This window comes from Polaromonas sp. P4_F6, assembly GCF_056401275.1.
In genome coordinates this window covers 47,958-61,254 of sequence record NZ_JBFUJQ010000007.1, presented here as the reverse complement: position 1 = coordinate 61,254, position 13,297 = coordinate 47,958, and the positions used below count along the sequence as shown (strand labels likewise).

Below are 13,297 nucleotides of genomic sequence, written 5' to 3'. Positions count from 1 at the left end.
TCTTCAGACCAGTTGCTGCTGCGTGCCGCCGCCCACGCGGGCCATCCACACGTCCCAGACGCGGTCTATGGCCTTGCTGTAAAGCATGTCGAGCTGCTCGGGCCCGGCGACGCTCATCTGCAGATCCTGCAGCAGGCCGTCATGCACGCCGAAGGCCCAGCCGTGCACGGTGACCTCCTGGCCGCGCGCCCAGGCGTCGACCATGACGGTGCTGACCGAGACGTTGACGACCTGCTCGATGACGTTGATGTCGCACAGGGCCTGGGCGCGCACGTCCTCGGGCAGGCTGTCGAGCAGTTGGCGGTGGCGATGCCGCACGTCCTGGATGTGGCGGAGCCAGTTGTCGGCCAGACCTATGCGCGCACCTTCGAGCGCGGCCTGCACGCCGGAGCAGCCGTAGTGGCCGACGACCATGATGTCTTTGACCTTGAGGCGCTCGACGGCGAACTGGATGGCCGAGAGCGCGTTGAGGTCGGAGTGCACGACGATGTTGGCGACGTTGCGGTGCACAAACACCTCGCCGGGCTCCAGGCCGGTGATCTGGTTGGCGGGCACGCGGCTGTCGGAGCAGCCTATCCACATGTACCTGGGCGTCTGCTGCTTCACCAGGCCGGTGAAGAAGCCGGGCCGTTCGGCCTCCATCTGCGCGGCCCAGGCACGGTTATGGGCAAAAAGGTCTTGGAGAGAGGTGGTCATGGGCGTATTTTCACCTGCCGGCGGGAATGCCGTCCGGGAGGCGGCTGAAATCATTTTTCATCGACGGCCTTCGGCTTCAAAAGCGATTTTTCGGCCAGGCATTTTTCCCTGAAGTCGGTGGCGAGCTGGTCGCTGTCGGGGCCGGGTGGGCTGCGGTCCGGCCCGGCTGCTTTCATGATCGATGCGTCGACCAGCAAGGGGCCTTCGCCGGAGAAATCACAGACAAACCGGTACTCGCTGCCGGCAACCGAGGCATCCAGCATCTTGCGGGTGAGATGCAGCTTGCCGTCCTGGTAACACCATCGCTGCACTTCACCGTCGCCTTTGACCAGCCCGGCCAGGCAGCGCTCGCCCTGGCTTTCAAAAAAGCCGGGGCTATCTTTGCCGAGAAGTGCGTGCAGGTCCTTGAAGTTCGGGGTGGCGCCGCGCGAATACATCAGCTGCTGGGCGGGATAGGGGTTTGCTCCGCCGTGAAAGTACTCAAACAGGGTGAGGTTGCCCAGGCTTTTCCATTTGAACTGTTCGCAGGCCGTGTGATGCGCCAGGCCCTTGGCGCTGAAATGCAGGGTGTCATCAAGCTGGATGCTGGCGCTGGAGCCATCCTGCAAGGTAAGGCCCACGGTGTAGGCCACAAAACTGCCCTCCAGGGCGAGCTCGTTCCCGCTCGGCTCCCCGATTCTTGAGCCTTCCACAAGAACGTTCGTCACCTTTCCCCGCAACGATTCGGGAACAGGGCATTCGAAGCTGGCGTCCGCTTCGACGGACGCGGCGTTGTTGGGCAGGGGTTCGTCTTTCTCGCACGCGCCGAGAAGCGCGGCAAGCGCGAGCACAAGAACCCATTTCGCGCTCTGATGTATCACCGGCATGGGCACCGGCCTCACATGGTCTCGGCGAACAGCTCGCGCCCTATGAGCATGCGGCGGATTTCGCTGGTGCCGGCGCCTATTTCATAGAGCTTGGCGTCGCGCCAGAGCCGGCCCAGCGGGTATTCGTTGATGTAGCCGTTGCCGCCGTGGATCTGCAGGCCCTCGCCGGCCATCCAGGTGGCTTTTTCGGCGCACCAGAGGATGACGGAGGCGCAGTCCTTGCGGACCTGGCGCACGTGCTCGACGCCCAATAAGTCGAGGTTTTTGGCGACGGTGTAGGCAAAGGCGCGGCCGGCCTGCAGCACGGTGTACATGTCGGCGACCTTGCCCTGGATGAGCTGGAACTCGCCTATGCTCTGGCCGAACTGCTTGCGGTCGTGGATGTAGGGCACGACGCTGTCCATGACGGACTGCATGATGCCCAGCGGGCCGCCGGTGAGCACGGCGCGCTCGTAGTCGAGGCCGCTCATGAGCACCTTGGCGCCGCTGTTAAGGCCGCCCAGGATCTGGCTGGCCGGCACCTCCACATTGTTGAAGACCAGCTCGCCGGTGTGGCTGCCGCGCATGCCGAGCTTGTCGAGCTTTTGCGCGACGGAAAAGCCCTTCATGCCTTTTTCGATCAGGAAGGCGGTGACGCCGCGCGCGCCGAGTTCGGGCTCGGTCTTGGCGTAGACCACCAGGGTGTCGGCGTCGGGGCCGTTGGTGATCCACATCTTGCTGCCGTTGAGCAGGTAGTAGCCGCCCTTGTCCTCGGCCTTGAGCTTCATGCTGATGACGTCGCTGCCGGCGCCGGGCTCGCTCATGGCGAGCGCCCCCACATGTTCGCCGCTGATGAGTTTGGGCAGGTATTTTTTGCGCTGTTCGTCGCTGCCGTTGCGCTTGATCTGGTTGACGCAGAGGTTGCTGTGCGCGCCGTAGGACAGGCCCACGGAGGCGCTGGCGCGGCTGATCTCTTCCATGGCGATCATGTGGGCCAGGTAGCCCATGTTGGCGCCGCCGTATTCCTCGCCCACGGTGATGCCCAGCACGCCGAGCGCGCCCATCTTGGGCCAGAGGTCCATGGGGAACTGGTCGCTGCGGTCGATCTCGGCCGCGCGCGGGGCGATTTCGGCCTGGGCAAATTCGCGCACCGCGTCGCGCAGGGCGTCTATGTCTTCACCGAGCATGAAGTTGAGTCCGGGCATGTTGGTCATGGTGGGCGTCCTTTTGAAGGCTGGATTGTGGGGATTGTCGGAATAAGGGCTCAGTAGGTCTTGGGCACGGGCACCAGGGTCTGCTGCATCAGGGCGCAGGGGCTTTCCTTGCCGCCCGGGGCGACGTGCGTGACCTCGGCGGTGGTGACGATGATGCGCTTGCCGGCCCTGGCGACGCGGCCCAGGGCGCGCAGCTCGCCGTCCCGGAAGGCGGCCATGAAGTTGATCTTGTATTCGACCGTGGTGACTTCGCTGTCTTCGGCGGCCACGGTGAGGGCCGCATAACCACCGGCAATGTCGGCCAGCGCGCCCATGGCGCCACCGTGAAAGCTGCCCTGCTGCTGGGTCACGTTGTCCGACCAGGGCAGCGCCACTTCGCACAGGCCCGGCTCCACGCGCAGCAGGCGCGCGCCCAGGTGCCGCATCAGGCCCTGGCGCAAAAAGCTGGCTTCGATGCGGCGGAACAGCGCGGAGGGGGCGGGTGCGTCCATGGAGAGCCCTTTACGAGGTGTGAGGGAGACCGGGTTTAGTTGACGTTTACGTAAACGTCAATTATGGCGTATTTGCGGGCCCGCGTGGTTTTGACCCAGCGGCCTGGCGGGAAATGGGAACCGGGCTCAGGCGGCCTTGCTTTTTTCGGCCTTGCCGAGCAGGGCCTTGGCTTCTTTTTCGTGGGTGCGGATTTCGTCGAGGTTGGCCTGCAGGTCCATCAACTGGGCCTCGAGCTTTTTGCGGTGCTCGCCCAGCACAGCCAGGAACTTGCGCAGCTGCGGCGCGGTGTCGCGCGGGCTGTCGTAGGAGTCGATGATTTCCTTGGCCTCGACCAGCGACAGCCCCAGGCGCTTGGCGCGCAGCGTGAGCTTGAGCCGGGTGCGGTCGCGCGCGGTGTAGACGCGGTTGCGGCCGCCCGCCCCTTCGCGCTGCGGCTGCAGCAGGCCCATGTCTTCGTAGAACCGCATGGCGCGCGTGGTCAGGTCGAACTCTTTTGCCAGGTCGCTGATGGTGTAAGTGGTGGCCATGGTGGTGGGTGAAGTCCTGTGCAAACGGGGGCGACAGCGCGAAACAGGCGCGGTCCCTACAATGGCTGAACATGACGTTTACGTAAACGTCAAATATACCGTGAATATTGCCATGAACCTCCTTGAACAGCAACTGCACTACCCCTTCGGCGACACCCTGCCCGCCTCGGGCGCGGCGCTGGAAGTGGCGCCCGGCGTGAAGTGGATACGCATGGCCTTGCCCTTCGCGCTGGACCACATCAACCTGTGGCTGCTGCGCGACGAGATCGACGACCCAAACCAGGCAGGCGCCAGGATCCAGGGCTGGACCATCGTCGACTGCTGCATCAGCCGGGAAGAGTCCAAGGCCCAGTGGGAGGAGATTTTCGCTACGCAGCTCGAAGGCCTGCCGGTGCTGCGCGTCATCGTGACCCATATGCACCCCGACCACATCGGCCTGGCGTACTGGCTGTGCGAGCGCTGGGCTTGCCGGCTGTGGATCAGCGCCACCGACTACCACTCGGCGCGCATAGGCTCGCAAAGCACCACGGGTTTCGGCGGCGAGAGCGCGGCGCGCTTTTTTGCCTCGCACGGCCTGGTGGACCCGGAGGCCATCGAAAAAATCCGCGGACGCGCCAGCTACTACCCGGGCATGGTGCCCGCGGTGCCGGCCAGCTATGTGCGCATCATGGACGGCATGACGCTGCGCATTGGCGGGCGCGACTGGCGCTGCATCAGCGGCTACGGCCACGCGCCTGAACACATCGCCCTGCACTGCAAGGAACTGGACACGCTGATCAGCGGCGACATGGTGCTGCCGCGCATTTCCACCAATGTGAGCGTCTACGACCTGGAGCCCGAGGCCAACTCGCTCACGCTGTTCCTGGACTCGATCGACAAGTTCCTGCCGCTGGACAAGGACACGCTGGTGCTGCCCTCGCACGGCAAACCCTTTCGCGGCCTGCACACCCGCGTAGGCCAGCTGCACGACCACCACCGCGACCGCCTGGCCGAAGTCATGCAGGCCTGCGGAGCAGCCCCCTGCAGCGCCGCCGACATCCTGCCCATCATGTTCCCCCGCAAGCTGGACCTGCACCAGACCACCTTCGCCATGGGCGAAGCGGTGGCGCATTTGCATGCGCTGTGGTTCCAGAAAAAGCTTGCGCGCCGGCTAGGCGCCGACGGCATTTACCGCTTCAGCAGCGTTCCGGCCTAGCGGCCGAATTAAAGGCGCCTCCCCCTACCAGCATGAGCCGTGGAACCGGCTTTGCCGGGCCACAGGCGGGCGGCCCCCTCGGGGGGCAGCGGCTACACGCAGTGAGCAAGCGTGGGGGCTAATGTCTCCATTTGCGATTGGCCGTCACCAAGGCCGTGACATAGCCATGCAGCCAGTCAAAGTTGATCGGCTTTTGCAGCAAATGGGCTTCGGGCGGCAGGCCGCCGCGGGCCTGGACGGCCTCGGGTGCCAGGCCGCTGATGACCACGATCTGCATGTCGGCGAGCTGCAGGTTGCGCTTGCAGGCCTTGAGCATTTCGATGCCGTCGACACCGGGCATGGACAGGTCGGTGATCAGCAGGTCGGGCCGCATGCTCGCGATGTCCATCATGGCTTCGAGCGCCGACGGCATCCAGGTGCAGTCGACCGGCAGGTCCCAGTCCTCGAACTGGCAGCGATACAGCTCGCGGGTGTTTTCGTCGTCTTCCACCATCAGCACGCGCAGGCGGTGCTTGGGGTCGGTGTCGGCCCGCGAGAGTTGCGGGCTGTTCTTGGCCAGGTAGGCATTGATGGACTGCAGCGCGATGCGGCGATGGCCGCCCAGCGTTTTCCAGGCTTCGATCTCGCCCTTTTCCACCAGCGATTGCACGGTGGCGACAGACAGGCCCAGCAGCTTGGCCGCGTAGCTGGTGCCGCAGTAATCCTCGCTCGAGAAATCCGAAGCGGTGATGGCGGCCTCGAAAGACTTGGGTTCACGCATGATCAGTCTCGTAAAGGATTGTTTTTGGCATTTTTCGCATTTTAATCAATTCGATGTATTAAACCCTAGTAAAAACAGCAGAAAAGACGTTAAAACAGACTTCAACCACGGTAATTAATCCCGCCGAAGACACATTGCGTCACATCAGGACACATCAAGAGGTGTGCGGGGTTTTGGGCAGGGTGAAGAAGAAGGTCGCGCCATGGCCCGGCGAGGACTCCGCCCACAGCCTGCCGCCGTGGCGTTTGATGACCCGGCTGGAGGTGGCCAGGCCTATGCCGGTGCCGGGAAACTCCGACGCGGCGTGCAGGCGCTGGAAGGGGTTGAAGAGCTTGTCGGCGTAGGCCATGTCAAAACCGGCGCCATTGTCGCGCACAAAGTACACCGGAAGCCCCGCGGCGTCCTGCGTGTGGCCGACGGTGATCTCGGTCACCCCCTCGTGGGAGCTGAACTTCCAGGCGTTGCCGAGCAGGTTTTCCATGACCACGCGGACCAGGCGCGCGTCGCCGTGCGCCCTCAGGCCTTTTTCGATGGTGATCACCGCCTTGCGGTCCGGGTCGCGCGCCTGCCAGTCGTCCATGATGCTGTGCGCCAGCGCGGACAGGTCCACCGACTTGTTGCTCAGCGGCGCGCGCGAGACCTGCGCCAGCGACAGCAGGTCTTCGATCAGCTGCCCCATCTGCGCCACCCCGGCCTGGATGCGCGCCAGGTAGTGCGAGACCTTGTCGCCGGCGTTGCCGCCCAGCTGCTTGGCCAGCAGGCGGCTGAAGCCGTCCACGGTGTTGAGCGGCGAGCGCAGGTCGTGCGAGACGGAATAGGAAAACGCCTCGAGTTCGTGGTTGGACAGCCGCAGCGCGGCCTCGATGGCCTTGATCTCGGTGATGTCCGCGTCTATGCCGACCCAGAACGCCACCCGGCCCTGCTCGTCGATGACGGGCGAGGCGCGGTAGGACATGGTGTGGCAGCTGCCGTCGCGGGCCAGCACGCGGCGTATGCCCATGAACTGGGTCTGCGTGGCCTTGGCGGTCTCCCAGGTGGCCTTGACCTCGGGAAGGTCCTCGGGGTGGATGACGGAGAACCACTGCGTGCCGGTCCAGTCCTCGAGCTTGCCGCCCACCAGTTCGAACCAGGCGCGGTTGAAGTAAGTGGCCGCGCCGTCGGGATTGATGGTCCACACCACCTGGGGCGCCTGCTCGGCCAGCCCGCGGAACAAGGCCTGCTGGCGCTCCAGTTCCAGCGTGCGCTCGGCCACCTTGCGCTCCAGCCCGGTGTTGAGCTGGCTGACTTCCTCCAGCAGGCGGGCGTTCTCGATGGCGATGGACGCCAGCTGGGCCAGCTCGAGCGCGACGTATTCGTCCTGCTGCGTGAACTCGCCTTCGTACTTGTCGGACAGCTGCAGCAGGCCGATGTTGCGGCCGTCGCGCCCGGTCAGCGGCACGGCCAGCCAGCCGCGCATGGCCGGGTGTTTGTCGGCATAGCTGCCGAAGCCGCGCCAGCGCGGATGGGCTTCGAGTTCGGCCTGGGTCATGCGCATGGAGCGGTTGGTCTGGCAGACCATGGCGTAAATGCCGGTGCCGTCGGGCGGCTCGATGAGGTCGCGGTACTTCGCGTATTTGTCGGACAGGGACAGGGCGTTGATGGCCTGCTTCCAGTCGCTGTTCACGGTCAGGCTGACGATGGACTGGTGGGCGCCCACCACGCCCCGGGCCTGTTCGGCCACCTCATGCATGGTGCCTTCCAGCGTCTGGTGCCAGGTGATGGCCTGGGCGGCGTCGGCCGCGCGCTGCAGGGTAAAGAGGTGCTCCTGCACGTCGCGCTCGGCCTTGAGCTGGGCCGTGACGTCCATTGCCAGTACAAAGCGCGCGGGCACGCCGGCGTACTGGATGGGCCGCGACACCGCATGGGCGGAAAAGATGGAGCCGTCCTTGCGGCGGTGCTGCCAGGAGCCTTTTCTTTCGACCGAGTTGTCGCTCAGCGCGCGCTCCAGGCGCGCGTGCTCGGCCTCGGGACGGATGTCGAACAGTGTCATGCCCAGGAACTCCTCTACCGAGTAGCCGTAGCTGTCCACCGCCGCCTTGTTGACATTGAGGAAACGCGAGGTGGCGACGTCGAACACCCACATGGGCACAGGCGCCATCTCAAAGAGGGCGGCGTAGCGCTGCTCGCTGTCCACCAGCGCCTGCTCGGCCCGCTTGCGCTGCGTGACGTCGCGCTCGACCGCCACCCAGTGCGTGTACCGGCCCTTGGCGTCGGCGATGGGCACGATGTCGAGGTCTACCCAGAACTCCTCGCCGCCCTTGGTGTAGTTGATCAGTTCGGCGCGCACCGGTTGCCATGCCTGCAGCGCGGCGCGTATGCGGTTCAGCTCGGCCCGCTGCGTCTTGGGGCCCTGCAGCAGGCGCGGCGTGCGGCCCAGCACCTCCTCGCGGGTGTAGCCGGTGCGGCGCTCGAACGCATCGTTGACAAAGACGATGCGCGGGCCCGGCTCGTCAATCGGCCCGGCCTCGGTGATCAGCACGATGTCGTTGAGGCGGGCGACGCAGGACTCCAGCAGGCGCAGGTGCTCCTGGGCCTGGTGCTGCTCGGTGATGTCCTGCAGCACGCCGACCAGGCTCACGACCTTGCCGTCCCGCTGCAATGCGCGGCCGCGCGTGCGCACCCAGATGCGCCGGCCTTTCTCGGTGATGAGCGGCAGCTCCAGGTCCCATGGCGTGCCGTGACGAAAGGCGGCTTCGGCCGCGGCCCTGACGATGGGCTGCGCTTCCGGCGCATAGGACCGGATCGCCTGCCCTATGCTGAGCCTGGCCCCGGGCTCCATGTCATGGATGCGGTAGATCTCCTGGGACCAGTAGGGCGCCATGGTGTCGACCTGGACTTCCCAGCCGCCGATTTTCGCGAGCTCGCCGGTGCGGTTGAGCAACTCGGTGCCGCGGGCGATTTCAAGTTCCGCCTGCTTGCGGTCGGTGATCTCCTGGAGCACGCCGGAGCGGCGCGGCCCCTGGCCCGGCTGGCCGTCCTGCGGCCCATGGGCGCGGCCCACCAGGTGGATCCAGCGCAGCTCGCCGGCGGCCGTGATGATGCGGAACTCGACGTCCAGTGGCAGGCCGGCCGCCACGGCGGCGTCGCGCCTGGCCTTGAAGTCCTGGCGGTCGGCAGGATGGATCAGCAGCAAAAACGAATCGCGATTTGTGGCAAAGGTCGCCTTGTCCACCCCCAGCACGTCATAGACCTCATCGGACCACCAGGTCTCTTCGCTGCGCACGTCAAGCTGCCAGTAGCCTATGCGCCCCAGGCGCTGGGCATCCTGCAGCCTGCGCTGGATGGCTTCGCTGTTCGCCAGTTCCGCCTCCAGGGCCCCGCGGTGCTTCTGCAGGGATTCGGCCATGCGGTTGAAGCCTTCGGCGATCCGGGAGAATTCCCCGCCGTCGTCGGACGCCGTGACCGGGATGCGCACGTCCAGCCGCCCGTCCTGGATGCGCCGGGTCGCCTCCAGGATGTTGCGCGTGGGGACCACGATGGCGCGCCCGCCCATCATCCAGGCGAGCAAGCCGCTCAGGAAAGCCAGCAGGGACAGCACGCCCAGCTCCAGCCACAGCTGCCGCTGGGTGGCGCCCACCACCAGGTTGTGGTCCAGGCTGACCGCCACAAAAAATGCCTCGCCCGTATTGGCGCTGCTGGGCATGAAGGCCCAGAGCCGGCGCTTGCCCGCGCCGTCCGGGCCGTCGGCCGTGCCCGTGCGCAGGGTTTTGACCGCCTCGCGCAGCACCGGGCTGGCCGCCTTCTGGCCCACGCGTATGGGCAGGGCCGGTTTTCCGGCCAGCAGCACGCCGTTGCGGTCGTGGATGCCGAGCGCGGCGCCGGGCGGCAGCTGGATGCTCAGCGCCGTCTTCGCCATTTCACCAAGGTCGACCGAGGCATAGGCCACGACCACAACCTGTCCCTGTTGGTCCAGCAGGGGCAGCGCGAAGGTGATGGAGGGTATGCCCGTGGCGCGGCCCACGATGTATTCGCCGGTCACGAATTCGCGGCGGGCCACGGCCTCGCGGAAATAGGCCCGGTCGCCCAGGTAGTTCAGCGTCGAATTGGGAATCCCGTTGCACAGGGCCCGGCCGTCCATGCCCACAACACCCAGGTTGGCATACAGCGGGAACAGCCGGTTCAGTTGCACCAGGTAGGCGTCGCAGCGGCCGCCCCTGCCGCCCTTGACGGTCTTGCCGTCCTCGCCGCTCAGCAGCTCGGGCGCATGGACGACGGCGGTGAGCACCTGGCGCGCCGTCTCGGCCAGCTGCTGCTGGTTGGAGGCCGCCAGCGAGGCCGCGAACTGCAGGTCGGTCATGGCCCGCTCGACGGCGACGTCGGCGTTGTAGACGGCCTTGAAGATGGACAGGCCGAACAGCGGAACAATCGCGGCCAGCACCAAGATGACGAGGCGGGTCCGCAGCGTGATCTGAACCTTCATCGCGGCCATCGCTCAGGAGCCCGCCCAGGCCGCACAGGCGGCCCGCCCCGCGGGCGTATCAACCGGCCGCGATCGATTCATTGACATCCAGCCAATAGGCCTGGAGCCGCTGGAGTTTTTCCGTCAGGTCTCCGAAATCGACAGGCTTGCGCACAAAGCCATTGGCGCCGGCCTGGTAGCACGCCACGATGTCGGAGCGCTCGCTGGAGGAGGTCAGCATGACCACCGGCACCAGGGCGGTGAGCGGGTTGCCGCGCACGCCGCGCAGCACATCCAGCCCCGAGAGCTTGGGCAGCTTCATGTCCAGCAGGATGAAAGAAGGCTGTCGCTGCGTGTCGCGCCCCGCGTGGGCCCCCTGCCCGAACAGGTAGTCCAGCGCCTGCACACCGTCGCGGGCGACCGCGATCTCGGCCGTCACGCCCTGCTCCTCCAGAGTCAAGACAGTCAGCTCCAGGTGGTCGGGGTTGTCTTCAACTACGAGTATGAGCTTGTCGTTCATGGAAGTGCTTTGGAGGTACGACATCAAGTCCCTGGTGTTTTTGGCATTTTTGATATTTTTGTCATATTAACAAGTAACGCCAAGCTGTACTACTTTGTTATCGCCGATTCAGCCCCGGCAAAGGGTTTGCCCTGCGCCGCCTTGGCGCCCTCCCCCAGTTACCAGCGCGGAATCGCTTCGTCCTTGAGCTGGCCGCGCAATTCGGCGTAGTCGGGCACGATGGTGCGCACGGTGTCCCAGAAACGCGGGCTATGGTCCATGACGCGCAAATGGCTCAGTTCATGGACCACCACATAGTCGATCACCGACTGCCGGAAATGGACCAGCCGCCAGTTCAGCCGGATGGAGCCGTCGGCGCTGGCGCTGCCCCAGCGCGTGCCGGCGCTGGAAAGGCTGAGCTTGTGCCACTGCACGCCGAGCTGCGGCGCGAAATGGTTGAGCCGCTCGATGAAGATGCGCTTGGCCTGGCGCATCAGCCAGGCCTGCACGGCATCGCGAATCTGCTCGGCCGAGGCGTTGTGGGGCAGGCCCACGTGCAGCGTCATCTGCGCCACGCCGGGCAGCATGTCGCCGGCCGCGCCCTCATTGCCCTGCAGCAGCACCTCGGCGGCCCGGGTCTTGAGTTCGGCGCCCACGCCGCCGAAGGCGTGCCGCGGGTCTATCACCACAATCACCTGCTCGCCCAGGAAAGGCAGGGTGGTGCCGTCCTTCCAGTCGATGCGCGCGGACTCCATGCGCTGGTGGCGCTCGCGGGTCTCCTGCAGCTTGGCGAGTATCCAGCCGGATTTTTCCAGCACGGCCTTGTCGATTTCATACAGCGGTACCCATTTGGGCGCGCTCACCGTGAGGCCCTCGGCGCCGGCTGAAAAGCCTATGGTCTTGCGTTTTCCGCGGCGGAATTCGTAGGCCACCAGGATGCCGTCCAGCACCGCCTCGCGCGTGGCGCGCGGATGGCGGAAGGTGGCCGGGGCCAGGGCCTGCTGCAGGCTCTGGGCGGGCAGTTGCGGGCCGATGAACTCGGGCTCGGGAGCCGCTGGCGGCCGCGGGGTGGAAGTGGGCGGTTTTTTGGGCCGCGGCCTTGCCGGCGGTTTTGCGCTTTTCGGGTTTGCAGCGCGGGCCGGCGGCGCGGGATGGGCGTCAAACAGGTCGAGCGTGAACTGGAGAAGCCGTTGCATCATGGCAGTTTAGCGCGGCGTGACGACAGGCGCAGGCACTGCTCAGGTATTGGCGGCGGCGCCGGCGTAGGCCTCGGGGTCCAGCCGGTGCATTTCGGACTCTATCCAGGCTTCCACCTCGCGCATCAGCTCGTCCGGCTGCCGGCCCGCGCTGGGGATGGGCTTGCCGATGGAGATGTCGACAATGCCCGGCGTCTTGATAAAGGCCTTGCGCGGCCAGCATTTGGCCGAGGTGACGGCAATCGGGATCACCGGCGCGCCGGTTTCGATCGCCAGGCGCGTGCCGCCGGATTTGTAAACGCCCTTCTGGCCGCGCGGGATGCGCGTGCCTTCGGGAAACATGATGACCCAGGTGCCCTGCGCCATCAGGCGCTTGCCTTGCACCACGACCTTGTTGAAGGCCTGGGCGCGCTGGCTGCGGTCGATGTGGATCATGTCCATGCGCGCCATGGCCCAGCCGAAGAAAGGCACGTAAAGCAGCTCTTTCTTGAAGACATAGGCCAGCGGATGCGGCATCAGGGTGGGCATGCACAGGGTCTCCCAGGTGCTCTGGTGCTTGAGCAGCAGCACGGCGGCACTGGTCTCGCCCGTGGGCAGGTTTTCCATGCCGGTCACCCGGTTCTTGATGCCCAGGATGACAGTGCCGCCGCTGACCGCCACGCGCAGCCAGCCCGCGCACATCCAGTACATGGTGGTGCCGCTGACAAACAGGGAGGCAATGATCACGAAGATGGCCCAGGGGACGACCGTGACGGCCATCCACAGGAGGTGCAGGACGGAGCGGATGAAAGGCATGGCGGGGTTCCGGCTATCAGGTCAGGTTGTAGGGACGAAAAAGTGTTCCGCGAACACGCGATGCCTAAATGGCCATCGGCAAAGGCCGGGCGCTGCGCTCCAGCAGGAAATCGGCGAAAGCCGCCAGGTCCGCATGCAGCGTGGTGCCGGCCGGCAGGCCTTCCGGCTGGCCGCCGGCCCGGTACCGGGCCGACTTGCCGGTGAGCACCAGGTGCGGCTCGCAGCCCGCCGCGGCGCCGGCCTGCAGGTCGCGCAGCGAATCACCGACCGTGGGCACGCCCGCCAGCTGCACGCCGAAGCGCGCGCCTATCTGCTCGAACAGGCCGGGCAAGGGCTTGCGGCAGGTGCAGCTTTCCTCGGGGCTGTGCGGGCAATAGAACACCGCGTCGATACGGCCGCCGACGGCGGCCAGCATCTTGTGCATCTTGGCATGCATGGCGTTGAGCGAGGCCACGTCGAACAGGCCGCGCCCCAGGCCCGACTGGTTGGACGCGATCACCACATGCCAGCCCGCGTGGTTGAGCCGCGCGATCGCCTCCAGCGAACCGGGCAGCGGCAGCCATTCGTCCGGCGTCTTGACGAAATCGTCGCTGTCGCTGTTGATGGTGCCGTCGCGGTCGAGGATGACGAGTTTCATGGG

General features: G+C 65.9%; 12 protein-coding genes. 1 reads left to right on the top strand and 11 read right to left on the bottom strand.

Annotated elements, in window-relative coordinates; all coding sequences use genetic code 11:
* Positions 1-3: 3 nt before the first annotated feature.
* The 5 genes from can to AC1DUN_RS16880 all read right to left on the bottom strand — a co-directional run bounded on the left by can (position 4) and on the right by AC1DUN_RS16880 (position 3,774).
* Positions 4-696: a carbonate dehydratase gene (gene can / locus AC1DUN_RS16900; protein ID WP_007867400.1), complete on the bottom strand. Its 693-nt coding sequence runs from the start codon at positions 694-696 to the stop codon at positions 4-6.
* Positions 697-746: 50 nt separating this feature from the next.
* Entirely contained in the window at positions 747-1,568 is an 822-nt protein-coding gene (locus tag AC1DUN_RS16895) for a hypothetical protein (RefSeq protein ID WP_477714963.1), read from the bottom strand.
* Between the two features lie 5 nt (positions 1,569-1,573).
* Positions 1,574-2,755, bottom strand: a complete 1,182-nt coding sequence (locus AC1DUN_RS16890; protein ID WP_477714962.1) for an isovaleryl-CoA dehydrogenase — start codon at positions 2,753-2,755, stop codon at positions 1,574-1,576.
* Between the two features lie 50 nt (positions 2,756-2,805).
* Positions 2,806-3,246 carry a PaaI family thioesterase gene (locus AC1DUN_RS16885; RefSeq protein ID WP_477714961.1) on the bottom strand — a complete coding sequence of 147 codons (441 nt, stop codon included), beginning with the start codon at positions 3,244-3,246 and terminating at the stop codon, positions 2,806-2,808.
* 126 nt (positions 3,247-3,372) lie between these two features.
* Complete coding sequence (locus tag AC1DUN_RS16880) at positions 3,373-3,774, bottom strand: MerR family transcriptional regulator (RefSeq protein ID WP_074579834.1); 402 nt, start codon at positions 3,772-3,774, stop codon at positions 3,373-3,375.
* 112 nt (positions 3,775-3,886) lie between these two features.
* Between AC1DUN_RS16880 and AC1DUN_RS16875 the strand changes: the two genes are divergently transcribed.
* Complete coding sequence (locus AC1DUN_RS16875) at positions 3,887-4,969, top strand: MBL fold metallo-hydrolase (RefSeq protein ID WP_477714960.1); 1,083 nt, start codon at positions 3,887-3,889, stop codon at positions 4,967-4,969.
* A gap of 118 nt (positions 4,970-5,087) precedes the next feature.
* Here the strand turns inward: AC1DUN_RS16875 and AC1DUN_RS16870 are convergent, their stop codons facing one another.
* From AC1DUN_RS16870 to gmhB, 6 genes are all read right to left on the bottom strand, one after another.
* On the bottom strand, positions 5,088-5,729 hold the full coding sequence (locus AC1DUN_RS16870; RefSeq protein WP_477662465.1) for a response regulator: 642 nt from the start codon (positions 5,727-5,729) through the stop codon (positions 5,088-5,090).
* Positions 5,730-5,883: 154 nt separating this feature from the next.
* Positions 5,884-10,188 (bottom strand): PAS domain S-box protein, encoded by a 4,305-nt coding sequence (locus AC1DUN_RS16865; RefSeq protein ID WP_477714959.1) that lies wholly within the window; start codon positions 10,186-10,188, stop codon positions 5,884-5,886.
* A 58-nt stretch (positions 10,189-10,246) separates the two neighbouring features.
* Entirely contained in the window at positions 10,247-10,687 is a 441-nt protein-coding gene (locus AC1DUN_RS16860; protein WP_074579839.1) for a response regulator, read from the bottom strand.
* A gap of 158 nt (positions 10,688-10,845) precedes the next feature.
* Positions 10,846-11,865: a M48 family metallopeptidase gene (locus AC1DUN_RS16855; protein ID WP_477714958.1), complete on the bottom strand. Its 1,020-nt coding sequence runs from the start codon at positions 11,863-11,865 to the stop codon at positions 10,846-10,848.
* 39 nt (positions 11,866-11,904) lie between these two features.
* The gene (locus AC1DUN_RS16850; RefSeq protein WP_477714957.1) at positions 11,905-12,657 is read right to left on the bottom strand and encodes a lysophospholipid acyltransferase family protein; all 753 of its coding nucleotides are present in this window, start codon (positions 12,655-12,657) and stop codon (positions 11,905-11,907) included.
* Positions 12,658-12,721: 64 nt separating this feature from the next.
* On the bottom strand, positions 12,722-13,294 hold the full coding sequence (gene gmhB, locus AC1DUN_RS16845) for a D-glycero-beta-D-manno-heptose 1,7-bisphosphate 7-phosphatase (RefSeq protein WP_477714956.1): 573 nt from the start codon (positions 13,292-13,294) through the stop codon (positions 12,722-12,724).
* Positions 13,295-13,297 lie beyond the last annotated feature (3 nt).

What these genes read in the sequence shown, in the direction of transcription:
- AC1DUN_RS16870 (WP_477662465.1), bottom strand. Translation starts at nt 5,729, where the DNA reads ATGCGTGAACCCAAGTCTTTCGAGGCCGCCATCACCGCTTCGGATTTC.
- AC1DUN_RS16865 (WP_477714959.1), bottom strand. Translation starts at nt 10,188, where the DNA reads ATGAAGGTTCAGATCACGCTGCGGACCCGCCTCGTCATCTTGGTGCTG.
- AC1DUN_RS16875 (WP_477714960.1), top strand. Translation starts at nt 3,887, where the DNA reads ATGAACCTCCTTGAACAGCAACTGCACTACCCCTTCGGCGACACCCTG.
- AC1DUN_RS16855 (WP_477714958.1), bottom strand. Translation starts at nt 11,865, where the DNA reads ATGATGCAACGGCTTCTCCAGTTCACGCTCGACCTGTTTGACGCCCAT.
- can (WP_007867400.1), bottom strand. Translation starts at nt 696, where the DNA reads ATGACCACCTCTCTCCAAGACCTTTTTGCCCATAACCGTGCCTGGGCC.
- AC1DUN_RS16890 (WP_477714962.1), bottom strand. Translation starts at nt 2,755, where the DNA reads ATGACCAACATGCCCGGACTCAACTTCATGCTCGGTGAAGACATAGAC.
- AC1DUN_RS16850 (WP_477714957.1), bottom strand. Translation starts at nt 12,657, where the DNA reads ATGCCTTTCATCCGCTCCGTCCTGCACCTCCTGTGGATGGCCGTCACG.
- gmhB (WP_477714956.1), bottom strand. Translation starts at nt 13,294, where the DNA reads ATGAAACTCGTCATCCTCGACCGCGACGGCACCATCAACAGCGACAGC.
- AC1DUN_RS16860 (WP_074579839.1), bottom strand. Translation starts at nt 10,687, where the DNA reads ATGAACGACAAGCTCATACTCGTAGTTGAAGACAACCCCGACCACCTG.
- AC1DUN_RS16885 (WP_477714961.1), bottom strand. Translation starts at nt 3,246, where the DNA reads ATGGACGCACCCGCCCCCTCCGCGCTGTTCCGCCGCATCGAAGCCAGC.
- AC1DUN_RS16880 (WP_074579834.1), bottom strand. Translation starts at nt 3,774, where the DNA reads ATGGCCACCACTTACACCATCAGCGACCTGGCAAAAGAGTTCGACCTG.